Origin of the sequence: Streptomyces sp. PU-14G (assembly GCF_041028275.1) — a bacterium.
In the GTDB taxonomy this organism is placed as follows: domain Bacteria; phylum Actinomycetota; class Actinomycetes; order Streptomycetales; family Streptomycetaceae; genus Streptomyces.
The window spans coordinates 16,588-33,882 of record NZ_JASKYT010000039.1; the positions used below are offsets into that span (position 1 = coordinate 16,588).

Consider the following 17,295-nt stretch of genomic DNA (forward strand, 5'->3'; position numbering starts at 1 on the left):
CTGTAGCTCCCAACCGGGTCGGCGCCATCGTGAAGACCATCCCCGTCCTTCGTCACGCCTCAACCTGAGGTGGGGAAAGGCTCAGTGGCGGATGTCCTTGCCGTCCCGCCGAACCCGCGGCAGGTACTACCGGTCTCCCGCATCCCCACTCATGCCCCCGGAAATCGGAGTATGCGGGTCGGCCGGCAGCGGGTGCCGGGTGTCCCGGGTGGCGTCCACCGGCCGGCGCGCGAGCAAGGGCACACCGAGGACGGCCGCGAGCGTGAGGAGAACGGCGGCGACGGTGAGCGCGGCCGAGAACCCTGCCGTCGCGCTGCCGTGGTGCGCGGCCAGGGCGACGAGTGACGCCACCCCCAGGGCGCCGCCGACCTGTTGGACGGTGCTGAGCACGGCCGACCCCAGGCCCGCGTCCTCCTCCGTGGTGCCGTCGAGTGCGGCGACGGTGAGCGTGGGGAGGCTCAGGCCGCACCCCAGGCTGGTGACGAGCATGCCGGGCAGGACCCCGGACGCGTACGCGTCGTCGGCACTCACCCCCGACAGCAGGAGGAGCCCGGCCGCGCTGACCGGGAACGCGACGAAGAGAGTGGCACGCGTCCCGAGCCGGGCCACCGCGCGGGAGGAGAGCCACATTCCGACGAGGATGCCCGCGCAGTAGGGCAGGTAGGCGACACCCGCCCGGAGCGGACCGTAACCGAGCTCGGTCTGGAGCTGGATCATCAACAGGAAGGCCATGGCGTAGAACGCCGCGGAGAACAGCAGGGTCAGGCCATTCGCCCCCGCACGGGTGCGGGAGGCGATGAAGGGCAGCGGAACCAACGGTTCGCTCCGCTGCCTCTCGACCATGACGAAGACGGCTGCCAGAACCAGGGCCAGGAGCAAGCCGGCACCGGCAACGGGATCGCCCCAGCCGGTGGCACCCGCCCGCAGCACACCGTGGACCAGACAGCAGACGGCGCCGGTGCCCAGCAGCGCACCGGGGACGTCCAGTCGCGCCGTACGGGTGGCCCGGCTCTCGGCCACCAGACGCGGCAGCAGCACCGCGGCGGCGACCGCCACCGGCACGTTGATCAGGAAGATCCAGCGCCACGATGCCAAACCGGTCAGCGCACCGGAGATCAGCAACCCCGACGTGCCGCCCAGCGCGGCGATACCGCCCCACACGCCCAGCGCCCTGGCGCGCTCCGCCGGGGCCGGGAACAGCAGGGTGATCAGCGACAGGGCGGCAGGAGACGCCATCGCCGCGCCCGCGCCCTGGACGAACCGTCCCGCCACCAGGTGCCAGGGTTCCTGGGCGAGCCCGCAGACCGTACTCGCGGCGCCGAACAGCAGCACTCCGCACCAGAACACGCGGCGACGCCCCAACAGGTCGGCGGCGCGGCCGAACAGGAGCAGCAGTCCACCGAACGCGAGGAAGTAGGCGTTCACGACCCAGGCGAGACCCGCGGTACCGAACCCGAGGTCGTCCCGGACGCTCGGCAGCGCGACGCTCACCACGTTGTCGTCCAGGACGAGCATGAACTGCACGCAGCACAGCACGACGAGCGCGGCGCCACGGCGGCCGGAGAGCGGGAGCGGCGGCGCCGGTGGCGGTGAGGGTGAGGGTGACGGTGGCGGTGAGGGTGGCGGTGGCGGTGGCGGTGGCGTCATGATGCGGCTCCGGCCGGCGGCACGGACGGGCTCGCCTGGTGGGTGTACGACGGGGAAACCAGCATGCGGCAACGCTAAGTAACGGCCCTGCCCGGCCACTATCCGCGACGGGGCCAGATCATGTCGGCTTGGGGACATACGTTGGCGGTATGAACGCAGTCGTGGGTGCCGTCCCGCCCGGGGTGGGGGCGATCGTCGTCGGACACTTCCCGCTGTCCCCCGGACAGTGGCTGGAGCCGCACAGCCATCCGCAGCACCAGTTGGCCTGGACTCGGCGCGGCGTACTCGGCGTGGCCGTGGGCGACGCCCACTGGGTGCTGCCGCCGACCCGCGCGCTGTGGCTGCCGGCCGGTGTCGTCCACCGGACAGGCGCCACCCGGGACGCGGTGCTGTGCAGCCTCTACCTCGAACCCGAACGCTGCGGACTGGACTGGGCAGAGCCCACACCGGTCGGCGTCGACGGGCTGCTCGCCCACCTGATCGCCCACCTCGCCCGGACGGACCTGGCCGACGGCGCCCGGCTGCGGGCCGAGGCCGTCGTGCTGGACCTGCTGCACCCGTTGCCCGCCACCCCCATCGACGTACCGCACCCGACCGACCCGCGGGTCCGCGTCGTGACGGAAGCCCTCCTCGCCGACCCCGCGGACCCCCGGAGCCTGGACGCCCACGCGCGGGCCGCGGGAGCCAGCCGGCGCACCCTGACCCGGCTGTTCGTGCGGGACACCGGCATGAGCTTCGAGACCTGGCGGACCCACATGCGGCTGCGCGCGGCGCTCCCGCTGCTCGCCGAGGGCCACTCCGTCTCCCACGCCGCGCACGCCGTGGGCTACGCCACGGCCAGCGCCTTCCTGGCCGCGTTCCGTCGCACCGTCGGCACCAGTCCCCGGCGCTACCTGGACGGCGGCCTCCCATCCGGCCCGCTCGATCCGCTCGATCCCCTCGGCGAGCAGTACCGGATCGCGCGGATCAGTCGGCGCGGGCGGAGCGACGGAGCATACGTGTCAGGAGCCAGATCAGCAGGCCGGCGCCGGTGAGGGCCGCGGCGGGCTTGGCGGCGCGCTTGGCGAGGACGGGGAGCACCGCGGCGCCCAGTTCCAGGGCTTCGGGCTCGGACGGCGCGGGTCCGGCGGTGGCGGAGGCGTTCACCCCTGCCGGAGTGGTGTCGCCCCCGTCGCCTGCCGGTTGACGCGTGCTGAGGTATTCGGCGAGCTTGGCGGCGAACTGCTGGACGAGGCGGTCGGCGACGTCGGCGAGGATGCCGCGGCCGAACTGGGCGGGCCGGCCGGTCAGGTCGAGGTCGGTGCGGACGGTGACCTGGGTGTGGTCCCCGTCAGGGGCGAGCTGGGCGGTGACCTTGGCCGCGGCGGTTCCGGCTCCGCGGGTCTCGCTGCCGCTGAGGTCGAGGGTGACGGTGTGCTCGGTCTCGTCACGGCTGACGGTGCCCTGGCCGCGGTAGCTCATCTGGACGGCGCCGACCTTTACCTTGACCCGGCCGGTGAAGCTGTCGTCCTCGACCGTGTCCAGGACCGCGCCGGGCATGCACGGGGCGACGGCGCCGATGTCCTGGAAGAGTTTCCAGGTGTCGCCGAGCGGGACCGGGACGGTGAAGTGGTTCTCGAGTTGCACGGTGGTCCTCCCAGGGTGTTCAGACGGTGGGCGATGTGGTGGCGCGGGATGCCTGGCGCAGGAGGTCACGGATGCGGTCCGGAGTGAGCGGACCGCGCCGTACCACCACGCCGAACGGAGCGAGCGCGTCCTCGACGGCGTTGGCGATGGCGGCTTGCGGGGCGATGGCTCCTCCCTCGCCGAGCCCCTTGACCCCGAGTGCGTTGAGCGTGCTCGGTGTGGTGATCTCGGCCAGTTGCACGTCGGGGATCTCGGCGGAGGTGGGGACGAGGTAGTCCATGTAGGTGGTGGTGGCGGGCTGGCCGTCCGGGCCGTAGCGCATCTCCTCGTACAGGGCCCCGGCGATGCCCTGCGCGATGCCGCCGGCTACCTGTCCGTGTGCGATCACGGGGTTGACGAGGCGTCCGGCGTCGTGGGTCACCGCGTACTTTTCGATGGCGACGTGCCCGGTGGCGGTGTCGACGTTCACCACGACGGCGCTGGCCCCGCTGGAGAAGGTGAAGCCGGGCGGGCGGAAGTAGGCGGTCTCGCTGAGCTCGCGGCCGTCGGAGACGAGCTGCGCCAGGCCGACGCGGACGCCGGATCCGGAGTGCTGGACGGCGCTCTCGTCAAAGGTCAGCTCTCCGGCGGGGACGCCGAGTCGGTCGGCCGCCGCGGCCAGGATGCGCTCGCGGAGCCGGAGCCCGGCCAGATGGGTGGCGTTGCCCGCGGTGACCAGGGCGCGTGAGGCGATGGTGCCCACCCCGTGCGGCACGGTGTCGGTGTCGCCGCCGACCACGTCGATGGCGGCGAAGGGGACGCCGATCGCGTCCGCGGCGATCTGGGCCATGCTGGTGCGGTGGCCCTGCCCCTGCGAGGGGGTGCCCAGGGCGATCCGTACCCGCCCGTCGGGCAGTACCGAGGCGCGCGCTGACTCGAACGGGCCGAGACCGGTGGCCTCCAGATAGACCGCGAAGCCGACGCCGACCCGGTGGTCCGAGCCCGCCGCCGCGGTCTCGGCCTGGCGCTTGCGCACCCCGGGCAGGTCGGCCATCTCCACGGCCCGGCGCAGCAGTTCCGGGAAGTCGCCGGAGTCGTACTCCTGGGGGTCGCCGGCTCGGTCGAGCAGCCCGGTGCGGTAGGGCAGCTCCCGGGGGGTGATCAGGTTCCGGGCGCGCAGCTCGGCCGGTTCCATGCCGAGTTTCCGGGCCAGCCGGTCCAGGGCCCGCTCCATGGCGAAGACGGCCTCCGGGCGGCCGGCGCCGCGGTAAGGGGAGGTGGGCGCGGTGTTGGTGAGGGCTGCGCGGACCTGTATGTCCACGTTCGGCACCCGGTAGGGGCCGAGCAGGTGGACGACCGAGTTGTAGGGCACGACCAGTCCGGTGAAGGTGGCCGCACCGAAGTTGACCACGAAGTCGTCGCGCAGGCCGAGGAGCTTTCCGTCGGCGTCGGCGGCGAGCGCGATCCGGTGCACCTGCTCGCGGGCGTGGGAGGCCGCGGTGAGGTTCTCGTTGCGGTCCTCCCGCCACAGCACGGGCACACCCGACTCGTGTGCGGCGTAGGGGATGAGGACCTCTTCGGCGTAGATGATGCCCTTCTGGCCGAAGCCGCCGCCGACGTCTGCCGCGATCACGTGCACGGCCTCGGCGGCCAGCCGCAGTGCCCGGGCGAGGTGGTCGCGCAGCCGGTGCGGGGTCTGGGTGTTGGACCACACCGTCATGCGCCCGTCGTACGCGCCCGGAGCGGCCTGCACGGCCCGGGTCTCGATGGGGGAGGCGACATAGCGGTGGGCGTGGAACTCCTCCTCGACCACCACGGCGGCGCCGGCGAATGCCGCGTCCGCGTCGCCGACCGAGGTGGCGGCCTCCAGCGCCAGGTTGTCTCCCCAGCTTTCCTCGATCAGTGGGGCACCGGGAAGCAGCGCCTCGTCCGGGTCGACCACCACCGGCAGGGGTGTGTAGTCGACCTCGATGGCCTCCAGCGCGTCCTCGGCGAGGTAGCGGCTCTCCGCGATCACCATGGCCACCGGCTGGCCGCAGAAGGTGACGCGTCCGTCGGCGAGCACGGGGTAGGGCAGCTTGCGCACGAGCGGGTTCAGCGCCAGCGCGAGGGGCTCGGGGACCCGCAGTTCGGCCTCGTTGACGACCGGCGGGAGCGCGGCGGTCTCGGCGGCGGTGTAGACGGCGCGTACACCGGGCATGGCGCGGGCGGCCTCCGCGTCGATCCGGGTGATCCTGGCGTGCGCGTGCGGACTGCGCAGGAAGGCCGCCTCCAGCGTGCCCGGGAGCCGGATGTCGTCGACATAGCGGCCGTGCCCGCGCAGCAGGCGTTCGTCCTCGACGCGGGGCAGGCCGCGACCGATCCAGGGACCGTCGGATGCTCCGCCGTGCGGGGTGTCGCCGTGGGGGGAGTCGCCGTGAGGGGCGTCGCTGTGGGGGATGTTCATCGTGCCTCCTGGGGGCCGAAGCTCTCGTCGAGCGCTTGGCGCACCGCGGCGCGGATGTTCTGGTAGCCGGTGCACCGGCACAGGTGGCCGCTGAGCTCGTCGGCCACCGTCTCCTCGTCCGGGCGCTCGGCCCGCTCGGTCAGGGCGGTGCAGGTCATCACGAAGCCGGGGGTGCAGAAACCGCACTGCATGCCGTGTTGCTCGTGGAAGGCGCGCTGCACCGGCCCGAGCGGCTCGCCGTCCTCGGCGAGACCCTCCACGGTGCGCACCTCGGCGCCGGCGGCCTGCACCGCGAGGGTGAGACAGGAACGGACCGGGACGCGGTCCATCAGCACCGTACAGGCCCCGCAGACGCCGTGCTCACAGCCGACGTGCGTGCCCGTCAGGCCCAGCCGCTGCCGCAGGAAGTCGCTGAGCAGCAGCCGCGACTCCACTTGGGCGACGACCGGATCGCCGTTGACGGTGAGGTGGATCTCATGCCACGCCGTGGGCTCCGGCAGCGGTGGCTGCTCGGCTCGGCGATGGCTGGCAGGGCTGGCAGGGGTGTTCATGCGGTGCGCTCCCATGCTTCCGTGAGGGCCCGGACGAGCAGGACCTCCGTTGCCTCCCGCCGCCACTGGCCGCTGGCGTGTACGTCCCCGGGCGGGTCGAGGACGGAGCTGACCGCCCGTGCCGCGTCCGCCACTGCCGTGTCGCCGAACTCCTGGCCAGTCAGGGCGCCTTCGGCCTCCGGCACGCGTACCGGGGTGCTGCCGACACCGCAGTAGACGATGCGCGCGGAGCCGACCGCGGCGCCCTCGGCCCGCAGCAGTACGGCGAGGCCGACCGCGGCGAAGTCGCCGCGACGCTGGGCGAGTTCGCAGAAGGCCCAGCCCGTCCCCGCGGGAAGAGGCGGGATGACTGTCTCGGTGACGATCTCCTCCGGCTCCACAGCGGTGGCGAAGGTGCTGAGGAAGAAGTCCCCGGCCGCAACGCTCCGCCTGCCGTCCATCCGGGCAACGGTGAAGCGCGCGTCAAGTGCCTGTGCCGCCGCGGGAAGTTCGGCGGCCGGGTCATGGTGCACCAGGCTGCCGCAGACGGTTCCGCGGTTGCGGAGCTGGGGGTGTCCGATCTGCTCGATGGCCGCCGCGAGCAGCGGCCATCCGGCGCGGACCGCAGGGTCGGCGGCCACCGCGGACTGCCGCACTGCGGCACCGATGTGCAGTGCCCCGTCCGTGTCCACGTCCAGCCGGTCCAGCTCGGCGATGCGGGTGATGTCGACCAGCAGCTCGGAGCGGGCCAAACGCATGCTGAGCATCGGGATCAGTGACTGGCCGCCGGCCAGCACCTTGCTGTCCCGCTCGGGGTCGGAGAGCAGCCGCAGCGCCTCGGTCAGTGTCGTCGGTGCGAGGTAGTCGAAGGGGCCGGGTTTCATTGCACCACCTGATCCTCCTGCTCGGGCCGGTCGGCCCCGCATGAAATGGCTAAGCGCTAAACTATAAGGAGCCTTAGACAGGAGATGCCCGGAACGGCGATGCTGTCAACCCCCGGTTGGCCTCCGGTCAGGGGTTGACGCCGCGACGACGCGGAGGGAGCCGATCATGCGGAACGTCCTCGACCAGGTCATCGCCTGGCATCGCCACGGCACCGCCTGTGTCCTGGCCACGGTGGTGGCATACTGGGGGTCCGCGCCGCGGCCGGTCGGCACACAGGGGTACGAGTTCTGCGGTACCGCGCAGTCGGGCCACACGGCCCCGAGTTCGACGTCCCCGCCCTGCTCCAGGCGCTGCGCTCACGGGCTGGCTACGTCGGTGCCATGGGTAGCCGCCGAGCACACCCCGGCCCGACACAGGCGCTGAGAGCCGTTCAGGTGTGCACACCCCGACCCCGATCCACCCGGGGAGACCCGGGGCGGGACGCAGGTCACAGCCTCTCCAGCAGCTCCCTGAGCTGTGCCACTTCCTCGGCGCCCAACGCGGAGAACTCCTCGGCGAGCACCGTGCGCACCGGGCCCTCGCAGCGCTCCACCAGCTCGCGCCCGCGCGCGCTGAGCCGGTGCCGATAGAGCCGCCCGTTGCCGTGCGTCCGCTCCACGAGTCCATCGTCCACCAGCCGGCGCAGCATGGCGCCCACCGACTGGTCCGTCTGCGCGGTGTGCGCCGCCACCTCGTGCGAAGAGGCGTCCGGGTGCTCGGCGATCGCCAGCAGCACCACGTACTGCGACATGGAGGTGCCGCGTGGCGCCAGCGCTGCGTCGATCGCCTGATGCTTGCGCTGGTGAACCTGGCGCAAGAGCACCCCCGCCCGCCAGGCGTCACTCGTTCCCACATCGCTTTGCCGCATGGCGGCAGCCTAACCAGCTCCCCCGCAACAGAGGTGTTAGGCTTACCTAAGTAAGGTTCCTTATAGTTGGGGGGCGATCTCGCTGACTGGTCGAGGCCACCACAGCCTCCAGGCGCCGCCGGTGGGCCGATTCACGCTCCGCGGCGTGCTGGCCCTGAATCCGGGCCCGTGGCGGTGGGGCCAGGCACTGCTGGTGGCCGCGTCAGGCGCCGCGGTCTTCATCGGCGGGTACGAGGCCGCAGGACTCACCGCCGGGCTGGCCGCCTTCATCGGCAGCTGGAACGTGATGCTGGAACAGCACATGCCCGGGGCCCACCGCCGACGGCTGACCCCCGTCGCGGGCGTCGCCCTCGTCCTGTCGGCCATGGCCGGCTTCTCACTCTCCGCCTGGCACGCCTCCCCATGGGCATTGATCGGCACAGGCGCGGCGCTCACCACCGGCTGCTACTACCTCTGCCTGACCCTCCGGGCCGCGCCGCCAGGGGGCTTTCTCTATCTGCTCGCCTACACCTTGTGCAGCACAGTCCCGGTGACGACCGGCCAATTGCCGCCCCTGCTCGGCTGGGTCACAGCCGGAGCCGCCGCCGGCTTGCTGATCAACATCTTGGAGACGCTGGCCGTGGGGCGAGCCGCCGAATACCGAGCGGCAGCCCGCGCCTACCACTCCCTCGCAGCCCTCATCACGGCTGCGGATGGCGAGCGGGAAGCCGCCCGCCACGCTGCGGTCACCGACCTGGACGCGGCCTGGGAGGCCGTTCGCCGCGGAGCCACCAACGGGACGCGGCGCAGCGGAGAATGGCAACGCCTGGTGGACCTCTGCCAGTACGCAGCCACCGCAGTGGCAGCCGCCGGAGCGCTGCCGCGCACCACACACCGGTCCACGCTGAACACCTGGCACGCCGCCGCCTCCGACACGGCACAGCGCTTGGCACAGCAGGCCCGGCGCGGCCCGTTGAGGCCGACACAAGCCTCGCTCCAGGACAGTGACCCGGTGCCTGCCTCCCAGGACAGTGACCCGGTGCCTACCTCCCACGGCGGCGACCAGGTACCTGCCTCCCAGGGCGGCGACCGGGTGCCTGCCTCCCAGGTCAGCGCGCCGACCGACGCGACAGCACGTCTGCACCAAGCACTCGCCGACGCCCGACGGTCCTTGGACGCCCCCACACCCGCCGGGCACCACCCAGTGGACAGCGCCCGCTACCCGTCCCTGTGGGCAGCCCTGGGCGCCGGAGCCCGGGGGCACTCATACGCCTGGCGGTACGCGATGCGAACCGGCGGCGCAGTACTGGCAGCCGGTGGGCTCGCCCACCTGGCCGGGCTGACCCGGCCGGACTGGGCCATGATCGCGGCGGGCTCGGTCGTGCTCGCGCCCGGCAGCATCGGCACCGTCAACCGCGCGGTGCAGCGCTGCCTGGGCACCCTACTCGGACTGGGCGCCACCGCAGCGGTCCTCGCCCCGCACCCCGCCGAACTCACGGTGGTGCTGCTCGCCCCGATCCTGGTCGGTCTCGCCCAGCCGTTCCTGGCCAAGAACTCAGCTCTCGCCATGACGGTGCTCACTCCGGGCGTCCTGCCCCTGTCCTATGGCGGCACCGGCCCCTACCTGCCCATGCTCGACGATCGACTGCTGACCACCGCCCTCGGCTGCGCGGTAGCCGTCCTGACCGTACTCGCACTGTGGCGGCGTCCGGATCCCGTCCTGCTACGCGGGCAACTGGCCGCATCCATCCGAGCCCTGACCACCGAGGCCTCCGGCCCGCATGCCGAGCGCATCCGGCGGCGCACCGTACTCACCGCTGTGCAGAACACCGGCAACGCCTTTCGCCAAGTGCTCGGTGACATCCGACCCCCGCAGGGGGCACTCGCCCTGCGGCCCGCCTTCCTCGCCCTGCAAGACCTCGGTTTCCAGCTGGCCGCCCGGCCGCTGTCCGCGACCGATCGGGCCCGTGCCGCCCAGGCCATGAACACCCTCGCCGAGGCGGCAGCACACGGGACCCCGCCCCCGCCCGGTGGCCTGCCCGCCGACTGGGCAACCCCGGAAGCCCGGGACGCCGCCCGGCGACTGCGCGCGGCGCTGGGCGACGGACTGCCCCTGCCCACCGGCGACAACCTGATACACGGACAACTACGCAACAGCATCGGCAACCCGCTGCCCCACATCCCGGTGGCCCTGATAGATCCGGCCGGCACTCAGGCGGACGTGGCCTACACCGACAGTCAGGGCCGCTACGTCCTCCACCCGGCCCGGGCCGGCCGCCACCTGCTGATCGCCACGGCCGACAGCACCACGACACCCACCGCGCACGTCGTCCTGGTCCCCGAAGCGAACGGGTCAGGCACCTGGGGCGGCGGCGTGCGTTCTTCGTAGCACCGGTTGAGCCGTTGAGCCGGGAACACGGCGCGCTCGGCGTCTCCCTCGCCTCCCTGTGCGATGCGCTGGACCAGCAGCCGGGCCGCGGTACGGCCATCGCGCGGCCACGTGTGGGCCGCGCCCGGTGCTCGCCGTCCCGCCTTCGTCCTGTGGCAGGTCCGCGCGGCTTGCCGTACGGCGACAGCTCATCGAACTCGGCGAACTGTCGCCGCCGCGCCGCGCCGCGCCGCGTATGCGTCCGCGCCTTCGCCAAGTCTAGCAGCGCGACCGTGTACGCAGCGTCCGCCTGACCACGGCTCGTAGTCGGCATCGAGGGGGTGGACCGGATGGGGTCGCAGCTGTGGCCGGCACGGATTCCGGCCAGGACCGCCTCGGTGCTCAGCTCCTCGGCGAAGACGACGGTGTGAGGGGTGCCGATCTGCCCTTCCAAGTGGGTGTCGCTGTTGCCCATCGCGGGCCGCCACGCGCCTGTGCCGATGTCTGCCGCGAGGCTCCGCCCCCACTCCGCCAGGGCGGCCTCGTTGTCAGCGTTCCAGGACCGGTCCGAAGCCCACAGGCCGTTCCACACCTCCACCACGTCGAAGCCCCGGAAGGGAAACATGAAGACGCCCGACGGGTAGGGCGCGTGCGGGCGCGCGGCCACGCACAGACCCCCTACTCGATGTACTTGGTCGAGGCACTTATCAACCAGTCCGTCCCTGATCTGGTGGTTCCAGTCGACGACTTCGCCGGGATGGATGCCCAGCGCAAGCCAGTGCCCGGTCTTCGTGGTCACTTCCTCACCAAGGACGATCAAGAAGTCATCGGCGGCCAGATGCCCCCACGCGCCGGGGGCCGCGGCTGAGTTGTGCTCCGTCGTGGCGATGAAGTCGAGCCCCGCGGCGCGCGCCCGAACGGCCAACTCCTCAGGGGTGAGTTCCCCGTCCGAGTGGACGGAGGGAGTGGACGTGGCAGTCTCCGCGGTACCAGGCCGCCCTGCGTCCGACCGCCCGCGCCGACGGGAAGCTCCAACTCGACAAAGTTCTCTCCCTGAAGTCCTGTCAAGTCCTGTCGAGCCAACGCGCAGGCAGGGCAAGCCGTTCCGTCGAACCACTGAGCACTATCCCAGCCGAAAGGGCAGACTCAGATCTCATTCTGCAAGATCAGTGGTCACCAAGCCCCGCGCTGCCTCCCTTCGAGCTGCTTGCAGGGCGCAGAAATGATCATCACATGAGCGCTGATTAAGTGACCGTGCGCCCCCGAATTTCCCGGTTAGCAATTCACATGTCGGGGACAACCGAATTAGAGCGGCAAATAGGTAGTCGATCCGTTTCGCTACCAACGATTCTGTCGCAAAATCACCGACCACCCTGGGAGGGTGCATGTATTACGATCCCGTCAACACGCTCGTCGCGACAGCATGTCTGAGGCAGCCTGTCGTATTCCAGCACAGGCTCAGCGGAAGCTACTTCAAGCAGTCCGGCGACCTCCAACTCACACAAGAGACCTTGACCGGGAAAAAGGAGGAAGACAAGGACGCCCTCTGGACGGTCGAGCCCTACCTGCTCACCTCGGACGGTACGGTGGCCTACCGGATCAAGAATGTTGGCAGCGAGCAGGTCATGGCGATCAAGGTCGACGAGAATGACCAGCACAAGCGGCCCATCGACCAGCCCATCTTGTTCCAGGAGCCGACCGACGACAGGGACAACAACTCGATCCGCTCACTCTCGCAGCTGTGGCTGCTGCAGCCCGTCGAAGACAACGGACACGTCATCAGCCCGGCACGGTTCCCCGAACTGTCTCTCGGCCCGTACAACCGGAGCCCTGCAACCGTCAGCGGCTGCGACCGGATCCCGGAGATGATTCTGCCCAATGGCGGAGACAACGACTGCTGGCTTCACCATCACCGAGTCCAGCCTTACCCGAAGCCGCAAAAGGACCCGGGCTGCCATGCCAACTGCCTGAATTGTTGATACAACAGGCAGAAAGGCGGAAAACTTCCGCGCGCGGCGGGTGCGAGCACTCGCCGCGCGCATAGTGTTGATGCACTGCGACTGCAATGCCACCATTGAACGCATTTCCCCTTTTCGGTGCATCCTGAATTCCATGCATGAATGAGCAACCCGGAATTGCCGACGGTGCAAGGAGATAAGCTCACGACGCCGCCGGGCGATCAGAGTGGTGAAAGGGGCGTGGCGCGGGGCGGGGACCTCGACGGGTACGGCGTTGACGAACCAGCCGACGGAGTGGGAGTACTGGCCTGGTCCGCGCCGGTTGAGCGGCACTCTGTTTCCAGCTGCTGCGTCAGGCGAGCGGGCAGCAGGTTACGGGTCCGGTTGGCTGGCGGGTACCGGCGGCCTGGCTGGACGGCGAGGTCGAGGGGGAAGACGGGGAGAAACCCCATGCCGCGTGTGCCGAAGTCACGCCAGTGCCGGAGCTGTTCGTCTTGTGCGCGCAGTGCCTGGTCGTAGGTGCGTTCCTCGTGTGCGAAGTCCAGGCAGCTGCCCGGGGGCATGGGGTCGGGCCGGCGTTCTTGGGTGAAGTCTTCGTACGCGCGGGTGAGGTCTGCGACGGTGGTCGGGGCGGACAGTACGTCGGCCACCAGGTGGTCGTAGACGACATGGACGGTGGTCGAGTCCTCGCGGACGACGGCTCCCATGACCACCAGGGGCCCCGTGACCGGGTTCACCTGCCGGAGCAACTGGCGCAGGTGGGTGCGGGTGGCGGCCCGCGAGGTGAGGGGCCCTGTCTCGACGTGTTCGAGCTGTGTCTCGTCCGGTATGCAGATCTGGACGGAGACGCCCCATGCGGTGGGCTGGCAGCGGGTACGGAGTACCTCGTGCCGTTGCGCCAGGTGCAGCAGGGCGGCTTCGAGGGCGGGCAGATCGATGGGGCCGGGCAGGTCGAAGCTGCTGGCAATGGCGAAGGTCAGCGCCTGGTTCGATGCGTGCGCGGACCGGGCTGCGGCGAGGTGGACGGCCTGGTTGTAGCTGGTGGGCCGGCGGGGGGCGCGCGGTGTCGGGTTCGGGGAAGGGCAGCGGGTCGCGGTTGGCGGCGGCCAAGGCGACCATCACCACCGCTCCCTGGGGGATCACGGCGTTGGCGAGGGGGACGTCGTCGGGGGCGAAGCGCCAGACGGAGGCCGGGAAGGGGCTGGTGATCCGGAGCAGTTCCTCGGTGAGGCGGGCAGCGGCGGTTTCGTCGCGGAGGGCTTGGCGTGGTTCGGGCTTCCGCATGATTTCGATCGCTCCGGAGGCGATCAGTGTGGTGGTGGGCGAGATGCCGCCGGAGAAGAGCCCCCAGGCCACGGAGACGAGTTCCTCTGCCGAGAGGTGTCCCTGGCTGTGGGCGAGGATGCGATGGGTGAGGAGGTCGTCGCCGGGTTTGCGCCGTTTCTCGCCGATGGTGTGTGCCCACAGCCCGAACAGTCGGTCCGCTGTCTGCGGACGGCAGGGCCTTCGGGATCGACGGCCCTGATCGTCGCCAGGGTCAGGCTGCTCAGGTGGTGCTGCGCTCCGGCCGGGTTGCCGAGGAGTGCCGCGGTGGCCTGGACGGCGAGCGGACGGGCGTAGTCGGTGACCAGGTCGGGTCGGGCGGTTTGTGGCCATGCTGTCGAGGAGTGCGGCGCTGGTCTGGGCGATGAACGGCTTCCATCGTCGCGCAGCCATGCGGGACAGCAGAGGAGCGAGGACATTCCGCAGACGGTGGTGGGCTGTGCCGTCGCTGTTGAGCGGGTGCCGTCCTTCGGCGGAGAAGATGTCGTCGGGGTAGCGGTAGCCGCCGAAGCCCATGCGGGGGTCGGGAAGCCGGCGCATGTCGTGGGCCAGACGTGCGTCGGCCAGCGCCTGACGTGCCTGGGCGGCGTCGGTGATCAGCCAGGTGCCGAGGTTTCCGGGCAGTACGACCTGTTGGACGGGTGCCTGCTCCCGCAGTGTTCTGAAGGCCGTGGACGCGTCCCAGGTCGCGGGGTCGCCGGTCACCAGCCATGCGTGAGGCCATGACCGGGCAGCGGGAGGGTGCTGCCGTCGCTGGGGGCTGACGGACACCATGGTGGGTGGTGGATCCCTTCGTCGAGGGCGTGTATCAGGCGGCGGTGAGGGCGACGGGCAGCGCCTGCACATCTCGGATGGCGGCGGTGATGTCCTTGAGCCGGACCGCGCTGTGGGCTGGCTCGATGCCGCGTGTCCGGGCGAGTAGTCGGCCGAGGGCCAGCGAGGCTTCCAGCCGGGCGAGAGGCGCACCGAGGCAGTAGTGGATGCCTGCGCCGAAGCTCAGGTGCGGGTTGGGTGCGCGGTCCATGTCGAGCCGGTCGGGGCGGACGAACACGCGGGGGTCGTGATCGGCCGACCCGATCAGCAGGGCTGCCGGGGTCCCCTGGGCGAGCGTCGTGCCCGCGATCACGGTTGGGCGCCGCACCGTGCGAAAGGTGATCTGGATCGAGGAGTCATAGCGCAGCAGTTCGTTCATGGCCGTGTTGGGCAACTGTCCGCCAGTGACCCTGTCCCTGGCGATGGCGAGTTGGTCCGGGTGACGCAGCAGGGCGAGGGCGCCGTTGGTGATGATGTTGGCGGTGGTCTCGCAGTCGGCCATCAGCAGGAGGGTGCACATCGGGAGCAGGTCGCGGCGGGTCAGCGTGGGCCCGGAGTCGGCTTCGGCGATCAGTGCGGATCAGTGCGGATCAGAGCGCTGAGCGCGTCCGGGCCGGGGTGCCGGCGTCGGTCGTTGATTTTCCGATGCAGGTAGGCGACGAATCCGGTGGCTGCGGAGCGAGCTGCGGCCATGTCGTGGTCGGCGAGGGCGTAGGGCGGGTCGAGGAGTCGGGCGATCGGTGGTGTCTGCTCGCGGATCCACGGCTGCTCCTCTTCGGGCAGCGCGAACAGGCCGCAGGCCACGCGAAGCGAGAGGGGGTAGGCGAAGTCGGTGAGCAGGTCGACATGTCGCATCTCCAGCGCGCGGTCGAGCAGGTCGTCGACGAGGGTGACGATCCAGGGGGCCAGTGCGCTGATGGCGGGCGGGCTGAAGAGACGTGAGGCGATGCGACATAGTGGCCCGTGGTCGGGTGGGCCCATGCTGAGGAAAGAGAAGATCCGGTTCGGCGCGGTGAGCGGCCCGTGACTCAACCGGTTGTCCCGCAAGCTTCCGACACCTGCGCATGCCGGGTCACGGCCATCTGGCTTTGTTCACGACTTCCGACAGCACTTGTTCACCATCTCGGGAGGCGGTCCGAGCCACGCCGAGTCGATGTTCACGAGAACCGGAGGCGCCTGTGCCGACCACGGCCCCGGGTAAAGGCCCTCCATCCGCTCAACCCTGAACGTGGAGAGGGCCCCGGTAGCGACCGGGGTCCTCTCGGTGGGTGGGGGAAGTCAGCAACAGTCGCAGCCGGGGCGGCAGCCGCAGGCGTCCGCCTTGGCGCCGGCCGATGGCGCCGCCGCGACGGTGGGTGCGCAGCAACCCTTGCCCTGCCAGGCGTCGCGGCCCTCCTTCACCGCGATGGCCGCGATGACGAGGGCGGCGATCGGGTCGGCCCAGGACCAGCCGAGCGTGGCGTTGAGGACCAGGCCGACCAAGAGGACGGCGGAGAGGTAGGTGCACAACAGCGTCTGCTTGGAGTCGGCGACCACGCTGGCGGAGCCGATTTCGCGGCCGGCCTTGCACTGGGCAGCGGACAGGAACGGCATCACGGCCAGGGAGAGGGCGGCGATGACGATGCCCGGGATCGACTGCTCCGCCTCGCCGGTACCGGTCAGCGCCCGGACGGCGTCGACAGTGACGTACGCGGCGAGCGCGAAGAAGGAGACAGCGATGATCCGCAGGGTGCGCTGTTCGCGTGCCTCGCGAACCGCGTGGTCGCGGGCGGAGAACTGCCAGGCGACCGCCGCGGCGGAGGAGACTTCGATGGCCGAGTCCAGGCCGAAGCCGATCAGCGCGGTGGAGGAGGCGATCGTGCCGGCGGTGATGGCGACGACCGCCTCGATGACGTTGTAGGTGATGGTCGCGGCGACCAGCAGCCGTATCCGGCGGGCGAGTACCTCGCGGCGGGCCGGGGACGGCCCGAGGGATATGGATACGTCCGCGGTCATCAGCAGCAGCCCTTCTCGTCAGCGTCCACGCAGGTGCGGTCGGTCTCGACGGCGACCACTGCGGTGCGCAGGTCGTCCAGCGCGTGGCCGAGGCGTTCGTCGGCGAGCTCGTAGCGGGTGCGGCGGCCGTCGGGGACGGTGACGACCAGGCCGCAGTCGCGCAGGCACGCGAGGTGGTTCGACAGCCGGGTCCGCGAGACGCCGAGGGCGTCGGCGAGGTCGGCCGGATAGGCGGGGGCGTTGCGCAGGGCGAGCAGGATGCGGCAGCGGGTCGGGTCGGCGAGCGCGCGGCCGAACCGGGCCAGCACCTCGATGTCGGAGGCAACAGTCAGCACCCCATGAGAGTACATCTGATCTCGAATTCAGGGGATCCTGGATTACTGCCGGGTCGCCCACGCTCTCGAGCTGGGAGGCGGCGCTGTCGAAACTCGTGAACATTCCGCCCCGGACCCCGCGACCGGATGCCTCCCGAACCGGTGTCAAACTGCCGTCCGTTCTGGACAAAGCCAGCCATCAGGCCGTGCGGTCCCGTACAGAGGGCGGCAGCTTCGCGCCCCGAGGCGTAACGGGAGTACGGGTCGGTGTGCAGGGCGGGATCGAAGGGATCGAAGTACGCCGTACCGCGAGCCCGTCGGCCGGTGTCCGGTGCATTCTCAGGTCTTTCACGCGGGGGCGTTCGCGGGTGCGCAGCGCGGCGGGTGTGGCAGCGCCCCCGGCGGGGCACTGCCACACCCGCCGGGTGGTCAGGGCATGTAGGCGATCTTGCCCTTCTGCGACTTCTGCACTTCCTCGGCGGGGTCCATACCCAGGCGGGCGGACCGCCCGCCTGGGTATGGACC

Annotated in this window: 15 protein-coding genes and 2 pseudogenes; 4 read left to right on the plus strand and 13 right to left on the minus strand. The window is 70.9% G+C overall.

Going from position 1 to position 17,295, the window contains the following annotated elements; genetic code table 11:
- Positions 1-126: 126 nt before the first annotated feature.
- Entirely contained in the window at positions 127-1,536 is a 1,410-nt protein-coding gene (locus AB8Z75_RS07455) for an MFS transporter (RefSeq protein WP_369200609.1), read from the minus strand.
- Positions 1,537-1,796: 260 nt separating this feature from the next.
- Between AB8Z75_RS07455 and AB8Z75_RS07460 the strand changes: the two genes are divergently transcribed.
- On the plus strand, positions 1,797-2,681 hold the full coding sequence (locus tag AB8Z75_RS07460; protein WP_369200596.1) for a helix-turn-helix transcriptional regulator: 885 nt from the start codon (positions 1,797-1,799) through the stop codon (positions 2,679-2,681).
- On the opposite strand, the gene AB8Z75_RS07465 is transcribed toward AB8Z75_RS07460, so the two are convergent.
- From AB8Z75_RS07465 to AB8Z75_RS07480, 4 genes are read right to left on the minus strand one after another with little or no spacing between them, the layout of a single operon-like run.
- Positions 2,614-3,273, minus strand: a complete 660-nt coding sequence (locus tag AB8Z75_RS07465; RefSeq protein ID WP_369200597.1) for an SRPBCC family protein — start codon at positions 3,271-3,273, stop codon at positions 2,614-2,616. The two genes, AB8Z75_RS07460 and AB8Z75_RS07465, sit on opposite strands and share 68 nt — an antisense overlap.
- A gap of 19 nt (positions 3,274-3,292) precedes the next feature.
- The gene (locus tag AB8Z75_RS07470; protein ID WP_369200598.1) at positions 3,293-5,698 is read right to left on the minus strand and encodes a xanthine dehydrogenase family protein molybdopterin-binding subunit; all 2,406 of its coding nucleotides are present in this window, start codon (positions 5,696-5,698) and stop codon (positions 3,293-3,295) included.
- A complete protein-coding gene (locus AB8Z75_RS07475; RefSeq protein ID WP_369200599.1) occupies positions 5,695-6,249 on the minus strand; it encodes a (2Fe-2S)-binding protein in 555 nt (184 codons plus the stop codon). Before AB8Z75_RS07475 ends, AB8Z75_RS07470 begins: the two co-directional genes overlap by 4 nt.
- Positions 6,246-7,112 (minus strand): xanthine dehydrogenase family protein subunit M, encoded by an 867-nt coding sequence (locus AB8Z75_RS07480; protein ID WP_369200600.1) that lies wholly within the window; start codon positions 7,110-7,112, stop codon positions 6,246-6,248. Before AB8Z75_RS07480 ends, AB8Z75_RS07475 begins: the two co-directional genes overlap by 4 nt.
- A 166-nt stretch (positions 7,113-7,278) precedes the next feature.
- Here AB8Z75_RS07480 and AB8Z75_RS07485 point away from each other — a divergent pair, with 166 nt between their 5' ends.
- Positions 7,279-7,536, plus strand: a complete 258-nt coding sequence (locus tag AB8Z75_RS07485) for an XdhC family protein (protein WP_369200601.1) — start codon at positions 7,279-7,281, stop codon at positions 7,534-7,536.
- A 64-nt stretch (positions 7,537-7,600) separates the two neighbouring features.
- Here the strand turns inward: AB8Z75_RS07485 and AB8Z75_RS07490 are convergent, their stop codons facing one another.
- Positions 7,601-8,020 carry a MarR family winged helix-turn-helix transcriptional regulator gene (locus tag AB8Z75_RS07490; protein ID WP_369200602.1) on the minus strand — a complete coding sequence of 140 codons (420 nt, stop codon included), beginning with the start codon at positions 8,018-8,020 and terminating at the stop codon, positions 7,601-7,603.
- Between the two features lie 145 nt (positions 8,021-8,165).
- Between AB8Z75_RS07490 and AB8Z75_RS07495 the strand changes: the two genes are divergently transcribed.
- On the plus strand, positions 8,166-10,388 hold the full coding sequence (locus AB8Z75_RS07495; RefSeq protein WP_369200603.1) for an FUSC family protein: 2,223 nt from the start codon (positions 8,166-8,168) through the stop codon (positions 10,386-10,388).
- 397 nt (positions 10,389-10,785) lie between these two features.
- On the opposite strand, the pseudogene AB8Z75_RS07500 reads toward AB8Z75_RS07495, so the two are convergent.
- Positions 10,786-11,484 (minus strand): annotated as a pseudogene (locus AB8Z75_RS07500) (CehA/McbA family metallohydrolase); the annotation flags it as partial.
- A 268-nt stretch (positions 11,485-11,752) separates the two neighbouring features.
- On the opposite strand from AB8Z75_RS07500, the gene AB8Z75_RS07505 reads away from it, so the two are divergent.
- Positions 11,753-12,346 (plus strand): hypothetical protein, encoded by a 594-nt coding sequence (locus AB8Z75_RS07505; RefSeq protein ID WP_369200604.1) that lies wholly within the window; start codon positions 11,753-11,755, stop codon positions 12,344-12,346.
- Positions 12,347-12,546: 200 nt separating this feature from the next.
- Here the strand turns inward: AB8Z75_RS07505 and AB8Z75_RS07510 are convergent, their stop codons facing one another.
- From AB8Z75_RS07510 to AB8Z75_RS07535, 6 genes and pseudogenes are all read right to left on the minus strand, one after another.
- Entirely contained in the window at positions 12,547-13,305 is a 759-nt protein-coding gene (locus tag AB8Z75_RS07510; RefSeq protein ID WP_369200610.1) for a condensation domain-containing protein, read from the minus strand.
- Between the two features lie 94 nt (positions 13,306-13,399).
- Positions 13,400-14,494: pseudogene (locus AB8Z75_RS07515) on the minus strand (cytochrome P450); the annotation flags it as partial.
- Positions 14,457-15,035, minus strand: coding sequence for a cytochrome P450 (locus AB8Z75_RS07520; RefSeq protein WP_369200611.1), 579 nt, complete (start codon positions 15,033-15,035; stop codon positions 14,457-14,459). The pseudogene AB8Z75_RS07515 and the gene AB8Z75_RS07520, both read right to left, overlap by 38 nt.
- Positions 15,032-15,493 (minus strand): hypothetical protein, encoded by a 462-nt coding sequence (locus AB8Z75_RS07525; protein WP_369200606.1) that lies wholly within the window; start codon positions 15,491-15,493, stop codon positions 15,032-15,034. Before AB8Z75_RS07525 ends, AB8Z75_RS07520 begins: the two co-directional genes overlap by 4 nt.
- A 246-nt stretch (positions 15,494-15,739) precedes the next feature.
- Entirely contained in the window at positions 15,740-16,456 is a 717-nt protein-coding gene (locus tag AB8Z75_RS07530; protein WP_369200607.1) for a cation transporter, read from the minus strand.
- Positions 16,456-16,791, minus strand: coding sequence for an ArsR/SmtB family transcription factor (locus AB8Z75_RS07535; protein WP_369200608.1), 336 nt, complete (start codon positions 16,789-16,791; stop codon positions 16,456-16,458). Before AB8Z75_RS07535 ends, AB8Z75_RS07530 begins: the two co-directional genes overlap by 1 nt.
- Between the last annotated feature and the right edge of the window lie 504 nt (positions 16,792-17,295).

Bases quoted from the DNA above. Each gene is read 5' to 3' on its own strand.
- AB8Z75_RS07505 (WP_369200604.1), top strand. From the start codon at position 11,753: ATGTATTACGATCCCGTCAACACGCTCGTCGCGACAGCATGTCTGAGG.
- AB8Z75_RS07470 (WP_369200598.1), bottom strand. From the start codon at position 5,698: ATGAACATCCCCCACAGCGACGCCCCTCACGGCGACTCCCCCCACGGC.
- AB8Z75_RS07480 (WP_369200600.1), bottom strand. From the start codon at position 7,112: ATGAAACCCGGCCCCTTCGACTACCTCGCACCGACGACACTGACCGAG.
- AB8Z75_RS07460 (WP_369200596.1), top strand. From the start codon at position 1,797: ATGAACGCAGTCGTGGGTGCCGTCCCGCCCGGGGTGGGGGCGATCGTC.
- AB8Z75_RS07490 (WP_369200602.1), bottom strand. From the start codon at position 8,020: ATGCGGCAAAGCGATGTGGGAACGAGTGACGCCTGGCGGGCGGGGGTG.
- AB8Z75_RS07475 (WP_369200599.1), bottom strand. From the start codon at position 6,249: ATGAACACCCCTGCCAGCCCTGCCAGCCATCGCCGAGCCGAGCAGCCA.
- AB8Z75_RS07485 (WP_369200601.1), top strand. From the start codon at position 7,279: ATGCGGAACGTCCTCGACCAGGTCATCGCCTGGCATCGCCACGGCACC.
- AB8Z75_RS07530 (WP_369200607.1), bottom strand. From the start codon at position 16,456: ATGACCGCGGACGTATCCATATCCCTCGGGCCGTCCCCGGCCCGCCGC.